Source organism: Chitinophaga sp. 01L420 (assembly GCF_056399985.1).
The window spans coordinates 1-25,410 of record NZ_JBFTSK010000009.1 but is presented as its reverse complement, the minus strand read 5'-3'; the positions used below and the strand labels follow the sequence as shown (position 1 = coordinate 25,410).

At 44.4% G+C, this 25,410-nt stretch carries 21 protein-coding genes; 10 read left to right on the top strand and 11 right to left on the bottom strand.

The features are described from left to right. A complete protein-coding gene (locus AC1DP6_RS11435; RefSeq protein WP_477054912.1) occupies nucleotides 1–1,356 on the top strand; it encodes a PhoPQ-activated pathogenicity-related family protein in 1,356 nt (451 codons plus the stop codon). A gap of 12 nt (nucleotides 1,357–1,368) precedes the next feature. Beyond that, nucleotides 1,369–3,000, top strand: a complete 1,632-nt coding sequence (locus tag AC1DP6_RS11430; protein WP_477054911.1) for a glycerophosphodiester phosphodiesterase family protein — start codon at nucleotides 1,369–1,371, stop codon at nucleotides 2,998–3,000. Here AC1DP6_RS11430 and AC1DP6_RS11425 read toward each other — a convergent pair whose 3' ends face one another. Beyond that, nucleotides 3,001–3,858 (bottom strand): glycerophosphodiester phosphodiesterase family protein, encoded by an 858-nt coding sequence (locus tag AC1DP6_RS11425; protein ID WP_477054910.1) that lies wholly within the window; start codon nucleotides 3,856–3,858, stop codon nucleotides 3,001–3,003. It abuts the gene before it with no gap. Between the two features lie 267 nt (nucleotides 3,859–4,125). Between AC1DP6_RS11425 and AC1DP6_RS11420 the strand changes: the two genes are divergently transcribed. Further along, nucleotides 4,126–4,602 carry a group II truncated hemoglobin gene (locus AC1DP6_RS11420; RefSeq protein WP_477054909.1) on the top strand — a complete coding sequence of 159 codons (477 nt, stop codon included), beginning with the start codon at nucleotides 4,126–4,128 and terminating at the stop codon, nucleotides 4,600–4,602. A 264-nt stretch (nucleotides 4,603–4,866) separates the two neighbouring features. On the opposite strand, the gene AC1DP6_RS11415 is transcribed toward AC1DP6_RS11420, so the two are convergent. After that, nucleotides 4,867–6,048, bottom strand: a complete 1,182-nt coding sequence (locus AC1DP6_RS11415; protein WP_477054908.1) for an acyltransferase family protein — start codon at nucleotides 6,046–6,048, stop codon at nucleotides 4,867–4,869. A gap of 217 nt (nucleotides 6,049–6,265) precedes the next feature. On the opposite strand from AC1DP6_RS11415, the gene AC1DP6_RS11410 reads away from it, so the two are divergent. Then, a complete protein-coding gene (locus AC1DP6_RS11410) occupies nucleotides 6,266–6,643 on the top strand; it encodes an iron chaperone (RefSeq protein ID WP_477054907.1) in 378 nt (125 codons plus the stop codon). Nucleotides 6,644–6,700: 57 nt separating this feature from the next. Here AC1DP6_RS11410 and AC1DP6_RS11405 read toward each other — a convergent pair whose 3' ends face one another. Then, on the bottom strand, nucleotides 6,701–7,678 hold the full coding sequence (locus AC1DP6_RS11405; protein ID WP_477054906.1) for a Gfo/Idh/MocA family protein: 978 nt from the start codon (nucleotides 7,676–7,678) through the stop codon (nucleotides 6,701–6,703). Nucleotides 7,679–7,824: 146 nt separating this feature from the next. On the opposite strand from AC1DP6_RS11405, the gene AC1DP6_RS11400 reads away from it, so the two are divergent. Then, nucleotides 7,825–8,592, top strand: a complete 768-nt coding sequence (locus AC1DP6_RS11400) for a hypothetical protein (protein WP_477054905.1) — start codon at nucleotides 7,825–7,827, stop codon at nucleotides 8,590–8,592. 121 nt (nucleotides 8,593–8,713) lie between these two features. Here AC1DP6_RS11400 and AC1DP6_RS11395 read toward each other — a convergent pair whose 3' ends face one another. After that, on the bottom strand, nucleotides 8,714–11,419 hold the full coding sequence (locus AC1DP6_RS11395; RefSeq protein WP_477054904.1) for a ferritin-like domain-containing protein: 2,706 nt from the start codon (nucleotides 11,417–11,419) through the stop codon (nucleotides 8,714–8,716). A gap of 434 nt (nucleotides 11,420–11,853) precedes the next feature. On the opposite strand from AC1DP6_RS11395, the gene AC1DP6_RS11390 reads away from it, so the two are divergent. Then, nucleotides 11,854–12,330, top strand: coding sequence for a hypothetical protein (locus tag AC1DP6_RS11390; protein ID WP_477054903.1), 477 nt, complete (start codon nucleotides 11,854–11,856; stop codon nucleotides 12,328–12,330). A gap of 50 nt (nucleotides 12,331–12,380) precedes the next feature. Here AC1DP6_RS11390 and AC1DP6_RS11385 read toward each other — a convergent pair whose 3' ends face one another. Both AC1DP6_RS11385 and AC1DP6_RS11380 read right to left on the bottom strand, forming a co-directional pair. Beyond that, nucleotides 12,381–12,884, bottom strand: coding sequence for a GNAT family N-acetyltransferase (locus AC1DP6_RS11385; RefSeq protein ID WP_477054902.1), 504 nt, complete (start codon nucleotides 12,882–12,884; stop codon nucleotides 12,381–12,383). Nucleotides 12,885–12,948: 64 nt separating this feature from the next. Then, a complete protein-coding gene (locus AC1DP6_RS11380) occupies nucleotides 12,949–13,338 on the bottom strand; it encodes a SpoIIAA family protein (RefSeq protein WP_477054901.1) in 390 nt (129 codons plus the stop codon). A gap of 269 nt (nucleotides 13,339–13,607) precedes the next feature. On the opposite strand from AC1DP6_RS11380, the gene AC1DP6_RS11375 reads away from it, so the two are divergent. Both AC1DP6_RS11375 and AC1DP6_RS11370 read left to right on the top strand, forming a co-directional pair. Beyond that, a complete protein-coding gene (locus tag AC1DP6_RS11375; RefSeq protein WP_477054900.1) occupies nucleotides 13,608–13,985 on the top strand; it encodes a hypothetical protein in 378 nt (125 codons plus the stop codon). A gap of 403 nt (nucleotides 13,986–14,388) precedes the next feature. Beyond that, nucleotides 14,389–16,776 carry an ABC transporter permease gene (locus AC1DP6_RS11370; protein WP_477054899.1) on the top strand — a complete coding sequence of 796 codons (2,388 nt, stop codon included), beginning with the start codon at nucleotides 14,389–14,391 and terminating at the stop codon, nucleotides 16,774–16,776. 5 nt (nucleotides 16,777–16,781) lie between these two features. Here AC1DP6_RS11370 and AC1DP6_RS11365 read toward each other — a convergent pair whose 3' ends face one another. The 5 genes from AC1DP6_RS11365 to AC1DP6_RS11345 all read right to left on the bottom strand — a co-directional run bounded on the left by AC1DP6_RS11365 (nucleotide 16,782) and on the right by AC1DP6_RS11345 (nucleotide 23,517). Beyond that, a complete protein-coding gene (locus AC1DP6_RS11365; protein ID WP_477054898.1) occupies nucleotides 16,782–17,495 on the bottom strand; it encodes an EcsC family protein in 714 nt (237 codons plus the stop codon). 63 nt (nucleotides 17,496–17,558) lie between these two features. Then, nucleotides 17,559–18,383, bottom strand: a complete 825-nt coding sequence (locus tag AC1DP6_RS11360; RefSeq protein ID WP_477054897.1) for a hypothetical protein — start codon at nucleotides 18,381–18,383, stop codon at nucleotides 17,559–17,561. A gap of 19 nt (nucleotides 18,384–18,402) precedes the next feature. Then, nucleotides 18,403–21,744, bottom strand: a complete 3,342-nt coding sequence (locus AC1DP6_RS11355; RefSeq protein WP_477054896.1) for a TonB-dependent receptor — start codon at nucleotides 21,742–21,744, stop codon at nucleotides 18,403–18,405. Between the two features lie 79 nt (nucleotides 21,745–21,823). Beyond that, nucleotides 21,824–22,807, bottom strand: a complete 984-nt coding sequence (locus AC1DP6_RS11350; RefSeq protein WP_477054895.1) for a FecR family protein — start codon at nucleotides 22,805–22,807, stop codon at nucleotides 21,824–21,826. An 80-nt stretch (nucleotides 22,808–22,887) separates the two neighbouring features. Then, a complete protein-coding gene (locus AC1DP6_RS11345; RefSeq protein WP_477054894.1) occupies nucleotides 22,888–23,517 on the bottom strand; it encodes an RNA polymerase sigma factor in 630 nt (209 codons plus the stop codon). Between the two features lie 313 nt (nucleotides 23,518–23,830). Between AC1DP6_RS11345 and AC1DP6_RS11340 the strand changes: the two genes are divergently transcribed. After that, a complete protein-coding gene (locus AC1DP6_RS11340) occupies nucleotides 23,831–24,385 on the top strand; it encodes an RNA polymerase sigma factor (protein ID WP_477026672.1) in 555 nt (184 codons plus the stop codon). 68 nt (nucleotides 24,386–24,453) lie between these two features. Continuing rightward, on the top strand, nucleotides 24,454–25,410 hold a 957-nt coding region (locus AC1DP6_RS11335), incomplete at its 3' end, for a FecR family protein (protein WP_477054893.1).

Sequence of the window (25,410 nt, the reverse complement as noted above, 5' to 3'; positions counted from 1 at the left end):
ATGAAGCAACTATTTTTAAAAACCACGACCGCATTATTTGTCAACCTGCTTTTCCTGACGGCAGCCTTTGCCCAGCAAACCGTTACGCCAGCCACAGCCCTGAAAAGCTATCTGAACAACGGAGACAAGTCCTTTCACTGGGAACTCAAAGACTCTTTTACGGTCAATAATGTAAAAGCTTATAGCATCCTGCTCACTTCCCAAAAGTGGCGGGAATACACCTGGACGCATCAGCTCACCGTTTTTGTTCCTCCCGCAGTGAACTATGATGGCGCCCTGTTATTTATCACCGGCGGCTCTGTGAAAGAAGGACTCCCTAATTGGAACGGGCCTTCGGACGAACTGTATCAGCAGATGGCGGTAGTAGCCGGCACCAACAATGCGGTAACAGCAGTACTCAGACAAACTCCCAATCAGCCGCTCTTTAAAAACCTGACGGAAGATGCCCTGATATCTTTTACCCTTCACAACTTCAAAGAAGATGGTGACTATACCTGGCCGCTCCTGTTTCCAATGGTAAAAAGTGCCGTGCGTGCTATGGACGTAGTACAGGCATTTACAAAAGAAAAGGGCTTGCATAATATTAACCGCTTCCTGGTTTCCGGCGCATCCAAGCGCGGCTGGACAACCTGGCTCACCGGCGCAAATGATGCCCGTGTAGCAGCCATTGCTCCTATGGTTATTGATGTATTAAATATGCCGGTAAGTCTGGATTACCAGATTAAAACATGGCATGAGTACAGCATACAAATAGAAGATTATGTAAAACTCGGCATTCCGCAAACAGCGCATACCGAAGGCGGACTGGCTATTAACACCATGATTGATCCCTATTCGTACCGTCGGCAACTGACCATGCCCAAGATGATATTCATGGGCACCAACGACGAATACTGGGTAGTAGATAACATCAAAAATTACCTGGATAGTATCCCCGGTAAAAACATGCTCAACTATACCCCCAACGCCGGACATAACCTGGGCGACAAAAAACATGCGTTCGAAGGACTCAGCGCTTTCTTTGGTACCACACTGAATCAGCAGGCATACCCTGAATGCAGCTGGAGCACCAAAACCCGTCATGGCAAAATACAGCTCACGGCAAAGTCCAGTGCCGACAAACTGGTAGACGTGATATTGTGGTCGGCCTATTCTCCCGATCTTGACTTCCGCAATGACAAATGGGCATCGCAAAATCTGGGTAAAGCACATCAGTCTACCGTAAAAGTAAGCACCCCACTGCCGGCAAGCGGCTATCGCGCCTTTTATGTGGACCTGCAGTACAGCAACCCCACCGGCGGCACCTATACCGTGAGTACCCGTGTATTCGTGACCGATACCAAAAAGATTCTATAATCAAACCTGCACATGAAAAGACTCATCATATTCGCCGGCACCTTTCTCTTTATTTATTCCGCCATCGCGCAACAGGCAGCCTCACCGCTGCCTGTTACCAAAAATAAATTTGTGGTAGTAGCGCATCGTGGCAACCATGTAACCATGCCGGAAAATACAGTAGCAGCAATAGCAGCTACCATTCAATGCGGCGCTGACTATGCAGAACTGGATATACGCACCACCAAAGACGGACAACTGGTGCTGATGCATGATGGCACCGTTGACCGTATGACCAATGGCAAAGGCAACGTAGCCGATCTTACGCTTGCTGCTATCAAACAGCTAAAGGTAAATAGTAAAGACGGCAAAGACTACCGCGTGCCTACGTTTGCAGAAGCACTACAGGCCTGCAAAGGCAAAGTGAATATTTACCTGGACTTTAAAGACGCCGATGTAGCCGAAACCTGGAAGCAGATGCAGGCAGCAGGAATGGAGAAACAGGTAATTGTTTATCTCAATAAAAAAGAACAATATAAGCCCTGGAGAAAAATCGCACCACAAGTGCCCCTGATGAGCAGTGTACCCGATGAAATGAACAGTCCTGAACAGCTGAATTATTTCCTCGACAACATTGCACTATCGGTACTGGATAATGTTACTGACAGCGCGATGCTGGCAGTTGCCCGAAAACACAACGTAGCCGTGTGGCTGGATGCACAAACACCTACAGAAGGCCCGGCCGACTGGAACGCCGCGATGCGTAAAGGAGTACAAGGCATACAAAGCGATCATCCCGAAGCATTGGTGAACTATCTCGTTAAAAATAATCTCCGCGATGGCATCACCGGCACCGCTATGCTCCCTGCTGTAGCTACCGCCGCACCCACTTATATTACGCTGCGCAACGTTCCCTATGGTGATGCAGGCGAAGATAATATGCTGGATGCCTACATGCCGGAAAACCATAACGCCAATACCAAAATAATTGTATACCTGCATGGCGGCGGCTGGACCGGTGGCGACAAAAAAGAATTCCCTAAACAACTCATCGAAGAACTGGCCGGCAGACTGCATTATGGCGTAGTATCCATGAACTATCGCCTGATCAGGGATAACAAAAATATTTATCCCGCTCAACTAGATGATGTGCGGAAAGCATTGGCCTTCATTTCTTCCAAATCTAAAAAACTGAAATTCGATGGTAGCCAGTTTGCATTGATTGGTGGTAGTGCAGGGGCTTATCTTGCCCTGCAATATGCATATGCCTGTGATAGTTTGCACCAGGTAAAAACAGTGGTGGATTTGTGGGGACCAACAGATTTCACTGACAAAAAAGTACGGCAGGAAAATAAAGATGCAGATGAAAAAGTAGCGCACCTGCTTGGTGAACCTGATCCGGCGGCAAAAATCGCTTTTGATGCCAGCCCGTATTACCAACTTACCAAAGCAAGTGGAGTACCTACTATCCTCTTCCATGGCGGGGAAGATCCATTGGTGCATGTAAGTCAGGCGGAGAAATTACACGGGAAATTAACTTCGCTGAACATCCCCACACAATTTGAGTTGTATCCAACAGAAAAACATGGGATGGGGTTAACAGCTTCTATGGACGTATTTACCAAAATGATTACCTGGTTAAAACAATATTATCCTGCTGAATAATTATTTGTGCAGGCCTTTCTTACGCAGGTATGCCAATAGTTTTTCCGGAAAGTTCGTCTGGATAGCGTTGGCATACTTTGCGTCTCTGATCCGCTGATCAAACCCGCTATCTGCCTGTTGTTCCTCCATCTTATCATATTTTCCCAGTGCATTGATCCAGATCCTTGTTCCACTACGGGTAATGCGTTGCATCAATGAATCAGCATAAAAAGAATCGTCTATATGGATCACGGGGAACTTACCCATTTTCAGGATCTCTCCTATCTCACTTACGTTGTGCGCCCTCGGCATGACGGGTAATTTCGAATTCCACTCCAGCAGCTGTGTTGCAAACGGATGTTCGTAAATAAAGAATAATACCTGGTCTTCCATTTGGCGGGCGGCAATCAGCGCTACGGCCTGTTTGGCAGCTTCTTTACTGTCCGCTTTAAAGTCTACATCCACCATAATTTTCCCTTTGGTGAGCTGCAGCAGTTGTTCAAACGTGGGAATCTTTTCTTTCGTAGGCTGCCCGTTGTATAACAGTGGGAATTGCAATAATTCGGCGTAGGTATAGTCTATTATTTTACCTGTTTTTCCGGTGGCGCGGGTAATGTTATCATCATGCATAATGATGAGTATATGATCTTTTGTTTCCTGCACATCAATTTCTGCGATGTCGATTCCCTGATCAATGGCTTCCTGTACAGCGGCCAGTGAGTTTTCCGGATATTTGGTATGGGCAGCGCGGTGTGCCGCCACCATGATATGTTCCGGATGATGGTAAAACTCATCAAGAATAGCATCTACGGGTCTGGTTTGTTGTGCTGTTGCGGTAAGCGAAACGGTGCATAGGAGAGATAACACGAGGTGTTTCATTTCATAAATATTTACTCTCAAGATACAACATACAATTTCTCATAAAAGAGGGAACACATAAAATAACAATCCCTTTTTATAAAATAGTGCGCACACAAAATTTGCCTCCGGCAGAAAAAAGCATAACTTGAAATACCTTTTCCTTCTGGTAGTGTAAACATCTTGTTCACCGATGCCGCAAATGCGCCAGGGCCAACAAGTTCACCGCACTTACTTTTTGGTAGGCTCTTGATTACCATGTTTAACCTTTTTAGCTTTACTTAAAAAATGACCAACAAAAGTATCCCAACATTGTACGAATGGGCCGGTGGTATGCCGGTATTTGAAAAACTGATCCGTGCATTTTACGACAAAGTGGTACTGGATCAATTATTAGGCCCGGTATTTAAACATATGTCGCCCGAACACCAGTTGCATGTAGCCCATTTTATCGCCGAAGTCTTTGGCGGACCAAAACTATACAGCGGAGGAGAAGGATCACATGCAGCCATGATTCAGAAACACCTGGGGAAACATCTGACGGAAGCACACCGGCAAAAATGGGTGCAGCTGTTACTCGCTACCGCAGATGAAATGGATTTGCCGGCAGATCCGGAGTTCCGCTCTGCCTTTGTAGCTTATATAGAATGGGGCACCCGGATAGCGGTGATCAACTCCAATGAAGAAGAAGTCCAGATGAATCCCGATGAGCCTATGCCCAAATGGGGATGGGGAGAACCCGGCGGACCTTACCAGGCACCGTGAGTGTAATTACAGGTAACATTTATGCATATACACCGCCGGGTCGGGGTGATCCGGCGGCTTTTTTCCTGCCTGCACAAGATTATAAAATTTGAATTTTGAAGCATGCCTGGCTCAATTGCTGACATGGGCCACTAATTTATAACATATGCAACTGTACCATCCCGATTCACCCCACATAGATGCCCACCTTAGAATAGCGATCGGCAAAGGGAGGGGCTTCCATGAGTCTTTATCATTGATAGAGATGCCCACCTCACCGTCCTTTCACAGCTTCAGAAAAGGAGACGTCACGGTTTCCACTGCCACTGTTGCCTTATTCAATTTTCGTTTATTCAACACCCGCTGCCGGAGCCGCAGGAAGGGCACCTCCACTATTTTATTCAGCACAAAAGCCCCCGCCAGCGCTGCCAGCAAACTCGCCACCAACATCAGGTTACCCTTGGGAGCCATCCCCGCTTTTTCAAAGAGCGGCTGCACCAGGTGTATCACGCCCTTATGCGATAAATAAAGTACAAAAGAGAGCTTCGCGATCAAAGCTGTAGCACGGCTACTCGCCCGGTATAGAAAACCGGAGGGGCTCACCGCAGCGATGACCATTAATCCATATCCCACAGATATCAGTGGATATCCGAAGATAGAAGCAGCAAAGCCACTCTGGTCTTCACACAAAAACCAGGCGCCTGCCAACACCAATATACTGATGCCTAAAATCGCATTACCATGCTTTGTAATTCTTTCTTTTACAGATGGCTTGAAGGCAAACAATGCGGCAATAGACACCCCGGCCAATAAACCATCTAACCGGTTGTAAGTGGGATAGTACATATACATGTACCAGTATTTCCATGCATTATCTGCTGCTGCCGTAGGCACAATCAGGTAATGCCAGCTATATAGCCGGATCCCGAAACCAAAAAGAAACAGCGCCACCAACAGCACCCAGCCCTTCTTTTCTACTTTAAAAGCGATCAAAGCCGCCAGCACCAATGGAAAAAACAAATAAAAATGTTCTTCCACACACAACGACCATGCATGTGAAAAGGTGCCGCTGGTTTTAAGATCTAACCCCAGGTTTTGTGTAAAAGCCAGAAACTTCCACAGTGGCGGCAAGCTTTCCCTTTCCCGGAAAGCAGGGATCAAAAAATAAATGGCCAGCACCACCAGGTAAGGTGGAATAATTCTAAAAAAACGTTTAATGAAAAATTCCGGCAGGGAAATGGCTTTCCCCCTGGCCATTCTTTCAAACAGCTGCGAAGAAATCAGGAAGCCACTTAATACAAAGAATAAGTCTACCCCCGTCCAGCCGAAGCCCATTATTGTATCCACCCACTCGGGGTGCGCAAACATGCGGTAGTGATAAAACAGTACCATAATAATGGCTAAAGCCCGCAAGTGGTCAAGTCCTAATAACTTTTTGGGTTCGGCGGACGCTGTTGGATGTGTCATAAATGATTTGGCCGGTTCTCTATGAATGAATACTTTTCACATGAAGGAAAGTAGCGTAATAAAGGTAATTATAAACCGTAATAATTTTATTTTATTCGGGATACTTATGTGGCCGCCTCTTTTTGTCGCGTATAGCACCAGGTAATGTCGCCTTCACACCGCACCTCTCTGAAAGCGAAACCCTAAATTTGTAGGGTTACTCAAACTACTGATCGCCATGAAAAGTACGCTTATCAGCACTATAGATGAATACATCGCCGGCTTTCCGCCAGACATTCAGGAGATATTGGAACAGGTACGTGCCACTGTTAAAAAATCGGCCCCCGAAGCGGAAGAAACCATCAGCTATGGCATGCCCGCCTTTAAGCAAAACGGCCACCTGGTGTATTTTGCGGCCTTCAAAAACCATATCGGGTTTTATCCCATCCCATCGGGAATGGAGCAATTCAAAGCGGAACTGGCCGGATACAAAACCGGGAAAGGGTCTGTTCAGTTTCCGCTGGATGAGCCAATGCCATTGGCCCTGATAAGCAAAATTGTAAAATTCCGGGTAAAGGAAAATGAGAAAAAATCAGCAACAAAGAAGAAAAAATAATCCCCTCCGGCACCTGGAACAACTACGTGTCCCAGGCTTTTTTCTTTTGTAAGATATTTACAGTTGCTGCGTAAAGCTATCCATTAGTTGCATAGACAATATCGCCTGCGCTGCGGAACAAGGATTAGCTCCTTTCCCTAAAAAATAATTCGTTACCTGTTCGATCATCGGCTGTTGCACATGTGGCAATGCATCAAAAGTAAATGTTTCTGATAGCCCGTCTTTACGCAGGCTGATCTTACTTCCAAACACCGGGAAGCTGATCGTGCCAGCCGACCCGGTTATTTCACACACATCTTCCTGATCCTCTTTTGACACAGTAAAACACCAGGTGCCATTGAAAACAACGCCATTCTTAAATAAAATATGCCCGGTTACCAGGTCGTCTGCCGGCGACAGATCCGCCTGATTCACCGCAATTCCAGCCGCATGCGCTACTTCTCCAAAAAAGTAAATCATTAAATCCAGCTGATGCGGGGCCAGATCATGAAATAAACCACCGCCGGAAATAGCCGGATCCAGGCGCCAGTTAGCAGCGGAATCTGCAATCAGCTTAGAAGCCGGTGGCTGCAACATTTGTAAGGATACAAAACGTATAGCACCGATAGCATTGTCTGCCAATAGTTCCTTTACTTTTAAAAACACCGGCTGCGCTCTGCGGTAGTGCGCAACGCTCAACTTGATGTTACTGCTGAGCGCTGCTTCATTCATACGAATGGCAGCAGCGGCATTCAGGGTCATCGGCTTTTCCACATACACCGGTTTACCGGCAGCGATGGCCATCAGTGTATAGTCTTCATGCTGCAATGGTGGCGTTGCTATATATATTGCATTTACTTCCGGATCATGGATCAGCTGTGCGGCATCGTCATACCACTTAGGTACACCATGCCGCATGGCGTAATCCTTTGCTTTAGCTGCATCTCTGCGCATCACCGCTACCAGCGATGAGTTGGGGACTTTATTAAAAGCGGGGCCGCTTTTCACTTCTGTTACGTCACCGCAACCAATAATACCCCATTTGATTGTTTCCATATAAAAAGAATGCTGTTGACAAACGTGCAGCAAATTAATGTTTCTCAGGCAGAATTTTTCAGCTTGATTTAGTACATTCACGGATACCCTGCCAGCACATCCCTGGCATTAACATGATAAAATTGAACCCAACAATCCGATAAACCATGCATTTAAACGGAAAGATTTCCAGTATCACCTCCATTAAATTCGGCGCCGATACTACGGCAGAAGGAATAGTGAAAGGCGAGCCGGTATATAGAGATGAAAACACTTTTGCCGCGATGTTTAACGCTAAAGGGGATTTATCAGAGAAAAGCCGATGGAACGATAATGGAAAATTAGACACCAAACGAATTTTCAAATACGATACCACAAAAAATCTGAAAGAAGAAAAAGAAGTAGCTGCAGATGGTACCGTGTATCGCAAATTTGTTTCCCTGTTCAATACACTGGGACAGGAAATAGAATGGCAAATGAGTGAGAAAGGAAAAGGTATTACCGCTAAAGTTTTAAGCGTATATGATGCAGCCGGAAATAAGATAACAGACAAATCATTTTATAAAAAAGACAGACCCGGCGGCGAAACCTCTTATGAGTACAATGAAAAAGGACAGATGATAGAAAGGATTGACAGGAAAGCTGATGGCGCCATTGATCGAATCCATCATTATGCCTATGACGATGCAGGTAATGAAATAGTATATAAAAATTTTAAGGAAACAGATGTATTAAACAGGATGAGTCATTATACATATGACGAATACAATAACATGGTCGGGGAACAGGCATTCAATTCCGATGGCAGTGCAGATGCAACCTATACTTATACATATGAATACGATGAGCAAAATAACTGGGTAAAGAAGGTACAGTTTGTCAACAACAAAGCCCGGTATATCATCGAAAGAGAAATTCAATACCAGCCAAAGTAAAAGCATTGGCCTTATTTTACAGCGGCCTTCAACAGCTCGGAAGGGTTCTTTCCAAACTTTTGTTTAAACGCAACAGGCCAGCCCTTAGCGGGCTGGCCTGTATACATTTAAAGTGAATCATTTATACTTTGTAAAGCAACTGAAATGCTGGTCCGGCAGTAGTCCCATCATTCAATCCGGAAGGCGTTTGCATGAGCTTACGCGCCAACAGATCCAGCGAATACATCGATCCGATGGCTTCCCTCAAAAAATGAGGCTCCCCGTTAAATGTCCGGTGCAGGCCATTTAACAATGCCTGATACTGCTGTGCAAACTGCGTAGCCAAAATATGGGCAGTAGACCCCTTCGTATAATTAGCCGGCTGCGGATCATCAGCCATCGGATATACGCCTGCTTCATCAAAAGGAATAGCAGTCCCGGTATACGTATAAGTCTCTCCATTACTCACCAGGTGATGACCAGCCACTATCTCTGCATATTTATAATAGTGCGACAATTCACCTTGTCCGTCGTAAGGATTGGTAGCTTTGGTACCTTCTCCCTGGTCCATGATTTCATCAATGGCGTTCAGGGCATCCTCAAGAGAAGTGATCACATACAGTTTACCCATACCGCTCCAGTCAGATACCTGTTTCTCAGCATGACCGAAGGTGATTTTTCCTACCTCGTTCAAATCTATCAGCGCTTTTTTGATTTGCTGGTAGAACCAGGCAATCGTGTACAGACTTTCTTCTCCCATCAGTGCAGGACGCAGGGATCTGAAACGCTGCTGGATAATTTCTTCCGGTTCTTCGATCGACATAAAGCAGTCGCGTATCTGATCTATAGAGCAGCGCCTTAAACGAACGGTAAGACCTGCACGTAATCCCCCTGGTAAGGAACCCGGGTACTTAGGCACAAAACGCGAATGAGAGATATTAGGACTGCCTCCTATGGAAATCATGATGTTTGATACCAGTGCCATATGCAACATTTCCTCTATCACCACACTACGGATCAACCCGGATACTTCCACATTGCAATTGGGCTTAATGCTATATAATGCGCAGAGGTATGGCGGAATAGTGGAATGTTCCAGTTCAATAGCTGTTTGTAGCGCCCGGACCAGATCCTCTACGGAGTCCAGGTTCATATAAACAGGATTATCCAGCCATTTGCGGATCATATGCAGTTTACCTCCGGAGAGATCACGGGTAACCGGCATATAATTGGGGCTGGTAATAGGCGTATGAAAAACATTCTTCAGGATATTAATCCGTTGTCTTACCTGCGCATAATCCGACAGATCTACAATTGGTTTCATGACCGGATACAGATCAGCATACTGCTGGAAGATAGGCTGTACATGTTCTACCCAGTTAGGTTCGTCCGGCACCTCATATTCGGTGTATATCAGGGCATTTAACAGCTGATTACCGTTTTGTATGGCGCCTGCTATTGGCGGTGTTGTACCCAGCTGATAGGCCACCCCATATACCTGTCCATCTATATACCTCCTGGGGTTACCCGGATTGGCGGCAGTCAACGGGAGTTCCACTGTGCCATCAGCACCGGTGGTAACCGTAAGCGGAAACGTAAAGGCAGATTGGGGTTGCCCAACATTTGTTGGTCCCGATACCGGCCCTTGCTTTATTTGTCCTTCAATAGTAGTAGGATCATATATCAGCGTAATAGGCGCATTGGGTAATGGTTTTCCGAAAGCAGTGGCATAAAATTTAGTCACCTGCTTTTCGCCGGGGTTCATCCTGAACACAAATTTATCAGCCCGCAAGAAAGTACCTGCACTATTCTCTGATAAGACCATCGGGGTAAGGGGACCGGGAAAGCCCGCAAAAACCGCCAGTGGATTGGAAGCCACCAGTGTAGCCTGTTCGGCACTTAAGGTCATCGAAACAATCCCTCCCGTGAGCGTATACCAGGCGGGGTCGAGATACCTGATTTCACCCAGCGACACCGGAGTGCCGTTTGCAGGGGTTACCCCCAGGTAAAGCTTACCGTTGTCGGCAACGGGGCCACCCACACTCTTGGTAGGACAACTGTTACCGAGGTCAATACTCAGCACATTGTTATCTACTACGCAATATGCGGTATTCAGGTTGAAGCCCGCGCCGGGAACAGCACTCAGCATCCTTCCTGCCGTAAAATAATCAGGCTCCTGCACGCCCTGCTGACCAATGGTACCCACCACGCGGCCCAGGGTAAAATCCTCCTGCGAAGAGTTATCCTGGAAGCCATCTACGTTGAATTTAATACTGAGTTTTTCCGGTATCACTCCTTTAGGTGTTACAGAGGCCAACTCTTTCAGAAACCGGGATTCTCCCAGGTTCGCCCATTTGGTAATATTCAGCACGCTCTGGTAGTAGGCGCCAAAGAAAGAATCTGGTTGTCCCGGTGGATAGCGCACCCAGATGTCACCGAAGGGGGCCTCTTTAAAGTCGCCCCGGAAGCCGGTCTTATTATCTTCCCCCACAATTACCTGGAAGCCCCATAGCTCAGATACCATCTGCTGCTCGGGGTCAAGGTCAACGATTTTTCCTTCTGCGCGGCCATCAGCGCCAGTTACCGCCAAACCAACAACCGGGTCTTCGGCCGGGTCATCGCAAAAAGTACCGTCCAGGTAATATACCCGTTTTACGGAACAATTATAAAAGCGCCAGGCACCGGTACCAGTAGGATTCCACCAGCCATTGCTGGCACCCGGGCCAGGCATATCGTAACTGGTTTGGAACTGATCGGTGTTGAAGTGTTGCGGATCATTGTTTACCGTGGAAGGATCGGCCTGGAATTTTCCCGAAAACTGCAAACGGGGACTCTGTAAATAACTCATAAGTGAATAGATATTTTGGGTTTTATATGAAAGCGTGGAAAACTAAAAAGCAGGAAGGAGCATTCCTTGCCAACAACAAGACACCGCAAGTCCATGGCTTTGCCAGTAGGGAGTTGCCCATCACAAGACAATAAAAAAACAGCCTGTTACCTGTCTGAAGAAATATGCAGGGTGATCATAGTTTACTAGTTATAATGAGGAATAAAAATTTGAGTTTTCGTCAGTCGTATGCGATTATATTATATACAATCTGTGAGGTCGTCTATAAAAATAGGGGATTTTTGGATAATTCATAACCGATTAACAAAATCATCAAAAAAAAAGGGAAATCAAAAACCTTCCCACTGGTATCACCACCATAAATTAGTTAACCTGGGTGCATGAACAGGAAATATTTATGATAGATTTTTGTGCTGTTAAACAATTACCCGAATATGAACACACTGATTCTATTACAAATTTCTCTGATCGCCCACCTGACAGGATTAACTTTAATGGCCGGCACTACAGTGGCAGATTTTGTTACTTTCAAAAACTTCTCCAAACGCATGGAACTGGAAAAAGAAGCACCCTTAAATTTATTGGAGTTAATGACAAAACTTGGTGTTCTTTTAGGGATAGGAGCAGCACTGCTGATCACTTCAGGTGTGGGCTTAATGTTCTGTACCGGCGGCGTTTTCGCCCACATGATCTGGTTTAAAATAAAATTGACACTTATTCTTGTTCTTATTCTGAATGGCTTTTTAGTAAAGGCCCGGCAGGAATCAACCTTAAAAAAGAATATCCATGGAAATACCTTATATCTTTCTCAACCGGTTAAAGGTGCCATGCGGAATCTCAACATATTTTACCTGGTACAGATGGGAATATTCTTTGTGATTATTATTCTGGCAGTTTTTAAATTCAACTAAATATTCATACCAGGGGGATACTAAAAGAGTATCCCCTTTTTATTTACGGACTAAACAGACCGTTGAATCACAAAATAGGTTACCTCACCATACTCCCGTACTAAATTATTCAACCGTTTAAATCCCGTCTTTTCCAACACCTTCTGAGAACCGATATTATCGGGAGCAGTAACGGCTACCACCTCGTCCACCTTCGTATGGGTGAAACAATAATCCACCAAAGCCCTGCTTACTGCTGTACCAATACCTTTACCCCAGTATTTCGGACTCAGGGTGTAACCTATTTCCAACTGACCCGGTACATCTACGAAATTGCGCGCCAGGCACATGCCTATAAAGTCGTTGTCGGTGGCGTTGAATACTCCCCAGCGGCTAAACAATCCCCTTCTGTAATCGTCCAATGCGATATGAAACATCTCTATATACTGCTCAGGAGAGCGGTAAGGCAAATAACAGGTAACTTTTTCATCTTCAAAAAGCGTAGTAAACAATGATATTTCTGCCGGTAAAAACTCACGGATGATGATAGTATTGCTCTGATAAATAATATGCATAGTTCAATCTTTCTTATTGCAAATAGCTTCATTTTAAATTCATTCTCCGGAAGGCACTTCCAACCTAAAGATACTGTTGCAGCCATTCCTTTGCTTCCGCATCATTCGTAAATGACTTCATTGGGATAGGTGGTGTTTTCAGCTTAAATAAAATATTCATGACCAGCTTTGTTAAACCTGGTTTTGACACCATCGCCATCGCCGTATATACATGGGGTAATTGTTCTGCTGAAAATTTTCTTGTCTCCCTATCCGGCACAGGAGAATTAGTAAGATAAATTAATAGCGGTACTTTTTTATTCCCGGTTATTTGTTTTACCAATGCGATATTGTTTGAAATATTTTCAACTGTTCTTAAAACGCTTTTAGAGTAGGAATACAAAATACCGGTATTATCATAATAATAATCTGCTATTTCTCCTTTAATAAGCGGAAAGTGATCAGGTGGATTCATTCAAATTTTATTTAAGTTCCCTCATAACAGCGATCGCTGCTATTCTAAGTAATAAATGTACGCTAAATCCGCCTGTATTGCTTCGCCACAGCAACATACTTACCCATTATGGGTATAACTCCACACAAAAACCTGCCAAAATACCGCAGGTATGATTCAGTATACTATATTATATAACAACACGCCCCTGATATAGCCCATATGGCCTTCTGGTATGCTAATTGCATTTTCACTATCAGATCTATATTGAATAACCAAAAAAGTAATTTATGAAATCGATGCTTAAAATTATTGGCGTATTATTATTTTCCGTTGTGCTGTTTGCCGCTTGTAGTAAAAGCACCGACCCTGCAGATGTAGATATCTTTGCTGGTACCTTCAAAGGAAAAATAGGATATATTGACGCCGACAAAAACATCAGCCAGGCAAGTGGCAGTGTTTTCGTTACCAAAGTAGGTACCCGATATGACTTTAGATTCTCTGATGCCATTCCTGACCTTACTGGTGTAGAGTTTGAAAAGAAAGATGATAATACATTAATTAGTATTGGATCTTCTGGTACCGGTATGATCACCATCAACAAAGATAAACTTGTGATAGGATTTACAAGGAATAGCAGAGCCTGGACAGCAGATTGTAATAGATAGTACATTCATTGTGAGATAGTAATAATATCGAAATAAATAAGCCTTCCCATCGTATGACGGGAAGGCTTATTTATTTTAACAGCTCAGGCAACTTTCTAAATAATGAACCTGGTAACCGATTTGCACCAGTGGTGTAATCTGTCACTATCGCCAATGTTTTATCCGGAACGGTAATGGTAATTGTTTTGCTTTTAAAACCGAACACCCGTGTCCGTATCCGCACAGCAAACTGGTAAAGATGGTCGCTAAAGACATCTAAACATAGCCACCACAGGGCACCAAGCGATATCGGAACAAGTGGTATGGTAGTTGTCACGAACTAATTAAATGCCTGCGCTAACTTTAAAACAGCTCGTATAGCGCCATCACTTAACAGTTTAAAAGTATTTTTTAAATTAACCTTATGTTTCCGAACTACTTGAAGATCGCTTTCCGTGTTCTCTGGCGCAACAAGATTTATGTAGTCCTCAACATTGTAGGCCTGGGCTTTGCCATTGCCTGTTGTATACTTGCTTACCTCAACTATAACTACAGGGAGAACTTCGACCGGAATCACGTTCATGCGGAACATATTTACCGGTTAAACAGCACGCGTGCAGTGGATGGAAGTAAGCAGCCATGGGCAGTTGTGCCGTTACCGTTAGCGCAGGCAATGCAGAAAGAGCATGCCGGGGCTGACCGGATTGCCCGCCTCAGTAGTGCGTCCGTTGTGGTAAAAATTAAAGAACATACTTTCGATGAGCATATCCATTATGCCGACAAGACCTTATTTGATTTTTTTACGTTCCCGTTGAAATACGGGAACTTATCCGGGTTTGATCAATCGAACCAGGTCATCATCAGCGCAGCTTTTGCGGACAAATACTTTCCCAAACAAATGCCCATAGGTCAATCGCTGACAATCATTGGATCAGCCGGTAACCCTGAGGAGTATACGGTTACCGCGGTAACACAGCCAATCCCGGCCAATTCAAGTATTCAATTCGATATCATCACCTCATTTGAAAATGGATTTGTTCATGGAAAGTTAGCTCCTGAAGATTGGGCGAACCCAAACCTCGTTACCACATTTGTGGAATTGAAAAATAAGAACACGGYGCGCTTTGTAACAGCTAACCTCAATCCCTACATAGCGTTACATAATCGTAATCGCACCGATTGGCCGATAGAAAGTTTTACGCTCCAGCCTTTTTCTACGTTGGCAGCAAGCTCGGATATTGATATGCCGGAATACGTGTATGGCAGCCAGTTAACGGCCAATCCCCGTGGTGTGCTTGTGATAGTGCCGGCCATTATGTCATTGTTTATTTTACTGATTACCTGCTTTAATTTTACCAATATTTCCATCGCATTTGCCAGTAACAGATTAAAGGAGATCGGTATCCGAAAAGTAATGGGAGGTTTCAAACGCCAGTTAATCTTACAATTCCTGACCGAGAACATCGTGTTATGTTTGCTGGCGGCCGTATTAGCGTTGTTGTTTGTCCACTTACTCTTACCAGCTGTCATTCAGTTGACGAACGTTGATCTTTCACCAGACTATGGCAGGGATTACGGGTTCTGGCTTTTCCTGTTATTCATTCCCGCTGTCAGTGCTATCTTTTCCGGTTTATACCCGGCAGTATATGTGAGTTCCTTTCAGCCATTGCAGATTCTTAAAGGCAAAACGGCCCTCGGTGCTTCCAACCGTTTTACACGTTTCCTGTTGATTTCACAATTTAGCTTATCCTGCTTCGCACTCGTGGTAGGTATAGTAATGTCCCAGAATGCTTCTTTTCAACAGAAAGTTGATTTTGGTTATGCTATCAATGAGATAGCTGTAGTAGAAATCAATAATCCGCAGGAGTACCGCGTTTTAAGCCAGGCAGCTCAACAAAACCCGGAAATTAAAAGCGTAGCCGGATGTGTTCAACAAATTGGTGATGACACTTACACCCAAAGCGCCAAAACTGAAAAGAATGAAATACAAACACAGGTAGCACGTGTTGGAGGCGAAGCCTACCTCCATAGTATGGGGCTCCATATAATGCAGGGGCGGCATTTTTACAATACCGGCGCCGACGCGGATAAGTCTATCCTGGTCAATGAAACCTTTCTGCAACGGTTGCAGCTCACACAGCCACTCGGCCAGCGTGTGACCCTCGATAGTACCCAATACACGATTGTTGGAGTGGTGAACGACTACAAAGAATATGGCTTGCACAGCCTTGTGCCACCTTGCGTGTTACGCATGGCCAAACCTGATGATTATAAGTTTATGGTTGTTCGCGCAGATAAAGATAAACTACCACAGGTAACCAAATACTTACAGTCTACCTGGCACCAGTTAGTACCCAACATACCATACCGGGGCTATTTACAATCGGATTTAATTGAAAAAGAAATCCGTATGACACAAGCCTTCAAGTCGATTGCATTTTTCCTGGCTATTGTTACCCTGCTTTTATCAGCATCAGGTTTGTTTGCACAAATCTCTTTGAACATTGATAAGCGAAGCAAAGAAATTGGTATTCGTAAAGTGCTTGGTGCATCGATCCTGCAAATCATCGGACTGGTAAATCGGGAGTTCATACGCATACTCCTGATTGCTTTTGTGGTGGGTGCTGCTTTGGGTTATTTGTTTACCAACAAGTTTATTTTCCAGGTTATTTATCAATATCATCCAGCTGCCGGTCCATGGCCCTACATCGGTACATTCCTGATGGTGTTGCTTTGCTGCAGTGCTATTATTGGAACAAGGGTATTCCAGGCAGCCAGCGCAAATCCAATAGATAGATTGCGGGCAGAATAATATCGTCAATCTAAAATCCGCATCCTGTAGGCGTTCATGGCGGTAACACCGAGCTTCGTGATGAGCCGGTAATTCACCACCACGCCTACGGCTGCACCCACAAAAGGGAGTAACTGGCCTAGCTTGGCCAGGTCTATATGATCTCGGTACTCCATCTGGAAACGTTGCCAGTCGAAACGATGAATATCCTCCGGCAGTTGGCTGCTTTTATCTTTCCAGCTCTCCACATTTTCAAACACGTTACGGCGATGCTCCTGGCTGCTGAAGGCCAACTGGAAAATATAGAGGATGTACAACCGCTCTTTATAATCTTTTACATCAAAACCATAAAAGGTAGCGATGTCAAAAAGCAGTTTTAGTTTCATGCCAAGTAGTATCGGGAAGTCCGCCAGGCCCAGTAAGATTCCCCCGGCGCCGGTAATCCCGCCCTCCGCAGCTGCCGTTTTGCGGTAAAAGTCCACCCGGCGAAGTACTGCTTCTTCCATATCATACAACGAAGCAAAACCAGGCTGGTCAGGTACAGTATAGGTGGATCCGAACAGTACACCACGTACCATTTGTTTAATAGTAACGGTAATGGCATCATGTACCTTCTGTGGAATAATGCGGTTAATACGCGACTGTACTGAGGTAGACAGTCTGTCCACCAAAGATGGCTGACGCTGCATTTTATGCTGCCAGATCTCCAGCTCCACTTTCATCCGTTGTTCGTATAACATAATTGAAAATTACAAAAAAGCCTTTAAATACAGCGATTTAAAGGCTTTCCTGTAATTACTATCTTAATGACTGAAAATATCTACCAGGTTCTGCTGCGGCGCCAACTGTATAGCCGCCCCTCTTTTCACCCAGCCGACAAATATGCTTTGTACCTTCCCTTCTGTTGTCCAGACATTAGGTAATTCTACTGTAATTTCGTTATCCTCCCCTCTCTCAGGTAAGTAGTAAGCAGTACTGCCGACCTTTCTGATACGTACAAAAGGCTGAAATTCGGATGCCGGATGATGCTTGGGTAATTCCGGGATTTGCTTTATTTCTACATAATCAGACCACTTCCCCGGCTTAATGTTGGTTGCCAGYGGGATGAAAGTGGTATCCACCAATACTAACGGGTTGGTAAGGCTCTCGTCAAGATAATATTCCACGATCTCTATCACAAGGTCAACGGCAGCGGCATCCTTCGGAAAGTCGAAATAAAAATTGGCCAGATATGTACTTCCGGAAGGAGTGGGATAAGTATAACTGTTATTCATTTTTGTGCCATCGAAATAGAATTTAGCGACCTTACTGGTGTCATTGCTGATGTTGAATTTTTGTTGATACACGGTTTCACCATTACTTTTCCTTCTTAGCTCCATGGTAACCTCATTTTTCTCGAAGGCAATTTTACTTACCTCATTGCTCAAACTCACACTCCCATATAACTCGCGCACTTTTACGCCATCAAAATACTGTTCAAGCGCATCTCCCAATATAAATCCATCCATGCTGAGTGGTTTGAATTCCAGTACAGGTTTTACGATCAGCTCACCTTCCTTTGCACAGGCAGTGAATAGAACTAAAAACAATGGTATTACCAGGTAAAATATGTTCAATCTTTTTTTCATGATTTTTTGTTTTAGAGAACTAAAAATTATAAGAAAGGGAGAAACTGAAAGTGCGGCCTATATAGCGGGTCAAAGTTTTACGATCTCCAATTTGTTCATTTGTTTTTTCATCTACATACCCTTCCTCAAACTTTTCGGAGAAGCCTTCCTTATACTGATATGCATCGTTCCATTCTGCAAACACGGGAGGTCTGTTGGGTTTGTATTCAAAGGTTGAATTGTCATTGATAAAGAAGCGATGGGGAGCGTCCATTAGATTACTCATATTGAGCTTAGCCTCCATTTTACCTTTCAGTAATTTGTAACTTACCTGGGCATCCATCTGCCCCCGGGGTCTTTCATACTCTATAAAATTGGGGTCGCTGCCGGTAACAAAAGTTTTGTATCCCATGTAATTATATACCAGGTTTAAACCAAGGCGTTTGCCGGCATATTGTATACCTGCATTATACAGTATGGGCACCTGTCCGTATAAGGCGCGGGGGTATTTAAGATAAGTGTAGACGACTGAATCCGTTCCATTCCGATCTGAATACACCACTTTATCCCTGGCTCTTACCTGCGATTTTTGCAAGGTAAGGTTGCCGCTCAGGTAAATATTTTCAAGAAAATTTGAACCCGCGTAAATAAACCCGAGATTCTTCCTCAGTTCAAATTCCCATCCTCTTACTTTTGCCCAGTCAGAATTAGTAATAAGAATATCAGGCTTCCCGGTATTCGCCTGATCATACGTGTAATATTCTGCTGGTTTATCGAAGTATTTGTAAAAATATCCGGCAGATATTATTTCTCCGGATCCGGGAAACCATTCCACTTTGACATCATAGTTTTTAATAACGGTGCTTATCACACCCCTGCTTCTCAAAATGGTGCCATAAGAAGGATTATAACGGGAAAACCTTGAGTTTTCCATTAAGCCGGGTCGCACCACGCTCTCTGCATAAGAGGCCCGCACATTCAGGTTCTTGACCGGAGTGTAGGTAATATTAACCGAAGGGAGGAAGTAAGTTCTTACAGAGTCATCCAGGTACAATTTAAAGTTCCTGTCTTCTGCCCTGCTGGCGCCATTTTTCATAGTATCCAACTTGAAATAATCTGCCCGCACACCCCATACTATCCGCAGGTTAGGTAACAGTTTACTGTCGAACATCACGAATGCACCTTTGTTGATACTTTTTCCTTCAAAGGAGTTCAGTGAATAATCTCCGGGGAAATAAAACAGATCTTTTGCAGGATGTTCCATGCTCATATAATCTCCCCATTGCTGTATCGGGATAGTGGAATACGGATTATCAAGTCCATATTTAGTGACAATAGGCAATACTATCCAGTTGTACCAGGCATGTTTATCCAGGTAATTAAAGCCTGTTTTAATTGTATGCGTTGTTTTTCCCAGCTTTACATCTATCGCTGCACTAATGTCGCCTGCCAGGTTTCGTTCTCTGTAACTATATTGATCCCGGTGTAGTGTTCCCCATCCCGGATCGGAAGCCTGACCTGGTGCGTATACAAACAGCGGGGTTTTATTAGCAAGTTCTCTTCCCCCCAATGCTGCGGAAACAGCGTCCTGTTCTAACGTTCTTAAATGGGTACGGGAAATATTCCATGCTATTTTTACGCGGCCTGCCTGGTGGCTCCCACTTAGTTTGTTTTGTAACAGATCGCTGAACTTGGGCTGGTCATCTTCCTGTATGAAGGGGAATTTATTGCTATCTTCATTTTTAGGCTCTTCATAGCTCCAGCCTTTTATGCGGCTAAACCTGTCATCGAATATATGAGTGTATAAATTGTAGGTGCTGATCTGATGTTTTTCCGTTTTGAATCCTCCATTCAGCAACATACCGATCGTAGTATTAAAACCGGACATATTGCCGGTATTAACGTCCGATACATCCCCTACCACGGTAGGTCGGCGGCTCCAGCTGCTTCTTCTCATATCAGCAATGTAATCATTGGTTTGCGTGTTCCGGTAACTAAGGGAGCCTACGAAACCCAGGTTCCGTTCTTTCGTTTTGCTCAATGAATAAGCCCTGCCAAGGCTGAACTGGTAATTTTGTGAAGGCATTGCTTTATAAGTGCGGGTACCTAGTCTTTCAGTACCACCAATACGTTTGTTTTGTTCACCTATCTGCGGGGATTTTATTTGATTCTGAGCTTCCGGTCTCTGTGGATTGTATTTATTACTCAGATCGAACAATCCATCCGGAAAGTGATTTCTGCTGCCGTCATTATACCCCAGGTAATCGTACTTGCCACGTTGGTAACCGTAAAAATCTTTTCCGGTGGTGCGGGAATTTAACGATAGTCCACCGCTTACAGAGATGAAGTTGGATACAGGAATAGACTTGGTAGTGATTTGTACCAGGCCACCGGCAAATCCATATAGCATATCTGGCGTGATGGATTTAGCCACTACTATATTCTCTACCAGGTTACTGGGAATCAGGTTAAATTCAAAATCACGTTCCTGCACATCGGTGCTGGGCAAAGTACTTCCATCCAGTAAAGCCACATTGTATCTTTCTGCGATGCCACGTACCACCACTTTTCTATTGTCTGTAGTGCTTACACCCGTGATCCGTTTTAACGTTTCACCAATATGCTTATCCGGAGTAGCGGCTATCTGCTCTGCACTGATGCCATCTGAAAGCGAGGCCGCATTTTTTTGGCGGGTAAAAAGAGAAGCAATGCTTTCTTTTTTTGCAGAAGCCTTTACTACTACTGCAGATAGCTGTCCCTTCTGTCTTTTCATGGTGGCGTTGAGTTCAAAGGTCTGATGATCATTTACATCAATTCCACTCACTTCTTTAGCACCATAGCCCATATAACTGATGTTGGCGGTATAAGTCCCTTGTGGAAGAACAACCAGGAACGCACCATTTATGTCTGTAAAAGCACCTTGGTCACCAATACGAATAGTGACACCTTCAATGGGCTGTCCGTTTTCTGCATCAATGATTCTCCCACTTACTTTTCCCGGTGCTTTTTTAGGGAGAGGGGCCTGGGGTTGTGCAATAATAACCACTGATTCTCCGGTCAGCTTCCAGCTAAAAGGCACTCCTGTTAATGTTTTTTGTAACACCTCTTTCATAGTGGCATTAGAAAAATTCGCCGCCGATACTTTTATTCCCGCCGTTTCATTTTCATCAAAAGCAATGGTAATACCGGTTTGATGTTGTATTTCCTTTAATCTTTGTGCTAATGAGGAAGCAGGAAAACTGATCGTATTTTTCTTATCCAATACTCCCTGGGCATAGCTCTGCAGGCAGGTGAGCAACAGTAACATGCTTGCCAGTAGTAGTTTTGTTGTGGCGCATCCCGCCCTTCGTTCGCCATGACGGTGCCTGTCTTTTTTTTGCATACTTTTACAATTGTTTAAATGGAATAATAGCCATCTCCCAATGGCTGTTTTGCTGTCCCGCTCTAACGGGACAGCTTTTTTAATGAATGATAACGGTATCTTTTTTAATCGTATAGTGTGTATTATATAAGGCGCATATAGTTTCCAGTACACGCTCCTTCGAAGCATTCTGCGGGAAATTGGCGGTAAAAGCGGCTTGCTGTATTCGTTTGTTGTTACTGTTGATAATGATATTATACTGTAGTCTCATGCGCAGTACCAGTTCATCATAGGCTGCGTTGTCAAGTACAAAACGGTTATTCCACCAGCCATTTTGGGAGGATACATTTCTTTCTGTAGTGGAAAAGCTACCATTGACCAGGTGATAGTCCAACTCCATGTTACGCGTAAGTGTATCCAGCACACTGCCGGAAAGCCCTACCTGCACTTTCCCTTCTGCTACAGTTATTTGCACCTGTTGCAGTTCGTGATAAGCTCGGATATTGAATGCCGTACCAAGCACCCTGGTTTGCAGGGAATCAACATGGATAATAAAAGGCTTCAATGGATCTTTTGCGACTTTAAAATAGGCTTCTCCTTCCGCTAACCATACTTCACGCAGGTGGTCTCTCCCGGCCATTTTCCTGATGCTCAGAACAGAGCCATTATTCAACCATACTTCTGTGCCATCCGGAAGTTGCAGGTACTTGCGTACGCCCCGCCCCGTGGAATAAGTATCCATCTCTACAGACAATTGTCTTGGATTTCCTAAGGGCATTAACCATTGCAGTGCGCCCCAAAGACTCAGCCCAACCACCATTGCCGCTGCACTGTAACGGATTACAAGCCACAAACGATTTACATCGGGTGCAGGTGCATTCCATTCCGGAGATTGCTCCAATCCTAAACCCGTCACCATTTTTTTCCAGGTGTCGGCTTTGGTTTTCCGGACATGCTTTTGGTTCATCCAAAAGGGACGGCGGGTATTGCCGGTGGCATCATACCAACGGTTCACCAGCTCCTGTTCCTGTTCGTTCGACTCATGTTGCTGATAACGTCTGAAAATTTGCTGAAAGAAATTCATAATAGTACATCTCTTGTACTATTACTGGGAAAAAGGAAGTTTTATACTTCTGATTCGTGTTACCAAATTGTAAACACTTTTTATAACCCCAGCACTACGATCGCTGCTGCCATAAAAATGGAATGCGTATCAGGGGAAGCATCGTTGTAAAAGTGGGTGACGCAACTCTTAAGCCGGCGGATCGCCTGTGATAACAGGTTACGTACGGTTTGCTCCGACAACGACAAATGCCGGGCTATTTCAGCAACAGAATGATCCTGCTGACGACTTAACTGAATCACTTTTTGCATATTCACCGGCATGGAAGCGATTTCACGGTCGATAGCGGCTTGTAGCTCTTTGGAAATTAATCCTTCCAACACGTGGTGTTCCTGCAAAGTAAGAAACTGACCCAGTGCATGGTAACAGATCTCCTGCTTGCGGGTAAAGGCCAGCACGTCAATGATCCTGTATTTAAGCAGGGTAAAGAGATAAGGTTCCAGCGAACCATTTTTAGTGGACAGTTGCTGCTTTTTTTTCCAGATGCTCTCCATAATGTCCTGCACAATATCCTGTACTTCAGCTACATTCCCCAAACGCTTACCGGCACCTTCATACAAAGGTTCCCAATATCGTTCATAGAGGACGGCAAATGCACTTTCATTACCCGACCGCATTAAGTGTAGTAATTCTTCGTCCGTTAAAGATAACAGTGCATCAGGTAGAAACATAGGTACTGCAGTAAAACTGATTGAAGCGGCAAAGGTAATCCGGCTGTATTAACTTAATGTTAATACAACTGCAACATGACAACTAAAAATGCATCTCATCATCCGGAAACAAGTATTCTATGCTGGTATTATTTTAACTTTTGCTTCCCGGATTTTGCTCAAATCTTGGTAAATCAATGGGTATGGCCTTAATTTAATTCTGATGAAATAGTCCGGCTAAGCGCTTTTGGGAAGATGCTCAAGTTATTTCTTAATATTCCATATGCTTTATTATTATTCAACCTTTTGCCTGTAAAGCAGTGACCAAAACGTTATGAAAGGAGGATCCGAAGCCAGACTTTTATTCCAGCAACTACAAAACACCGGTGGAGAGATTGTTCTCGTGAAACTGCACAACCTGTACTTTGGCAGGATATTCAAACTGATTCACTCATTGGTGAAACAACGCGAATCCGCTGAAGAATTGGCCAGTGATGTATTTGTGCAATTATGGCAACGCCGGGAAAAATTATCTGAAGTCATCAATCCTGAAGTCTATTTATATGTGATCGCCCGGAATAAAGCTTTCACCTTTCTGAAACAGCAATTGAACCTCACCGAGCCGCTGGAAAATATTGAAGATTTTCGGCTGGAAGTAGCCCGATCCCCGGAAGAACTACTTATTTCTTCGGAAATGCTTAACAGGATTAATGCCGCCATCAACCAACTCCCTCCCAAATGCAAGCTCATTTTTATGCTGGTCAAAGAGCAATCGTTCAAGTACCGCGATGTAGCTGAAATATTAAATATCTCCCCTAAAACCGTGGAAACCCAGATGGGCATTGCCTTAAAGAGACTAAGCAAAGCCTTTACTTTCTCCACCACATAATTTTTTTTATTCCCTTTAAGGGTAAATGGCAGTTTTACCACTCCTTCTAATAAACGACCGCCATTTACATGGACAGAATTTGGGAATTACTCGCCAAAAAGTTTAATCACGAAATCTCTGATCAGGAGATGAAAGAACTGGAGGACCTGCTAAAGAAACATCAGCAGGAGTTCCAGCAAAGCGAAGTCCTGAACGCTGTTTTCAACCTGGAAGTCATTACAGACGAAGATTCTTCCATGGTAGAGCGGAGCGAGATGCGTCTCAGAAACGCCCTCGGCGAATCCGTGTCAGATAATACTGCTGCGGCATCTCAGACATGGAGCATCAAAAAACACCTCAGGCGCAATTCGAAGATGTACATAGCCGCTACACTCAACCTGGCTGCCGTCACCTTCCTGTACCTGGTACTAAGTCATGATACCGGCAACACCTTCCGTAACAAAATCAATACAGAACGTGGCGCTAAAACTACGGTTCATTTACCGGATGGTTCTGTGGTTACCTTAAACTCAGGCAGCCGGCTTAGCTACGACAAAGATTTTGGTGTAAAAAACAGGCTGATCAACCTGGAAGGGGAAGCATATTTTGACGTCAGGAAAAACCCGTCTATGCCGATGATTGTTGCTACTGCAGCAGTAGAAGTCAAAGTACTGGGAACAACCTTTAACGTAAAAGCCTATGCAGAAGATTCTATGGTGGAAGCTTCGCTATTTACCGGCACCATTCAGCTGACCACGGAAAAAGATCCGGAAAGAGTGATCCTGCTCCGGCCACGGGAAAAAGTAACCATCAATCAAAAACAAAATACGTATACCGCACCCGCTACGGCGAAAGAAACACACAGTGAAACCATATCATTACAACACATGTCCTTCAATCGCATCGACAGCAGCTTCGATGAAATGGCCTGGCTAAAAAACAAACTGGTATTCCGCTCCGCCAGATTCCAGGATGTTGCCAATGAGCTGCAAAGAAAATTTAACGTATCCATTTATTTTAGTGACACGGTATTCCAGAATATACGC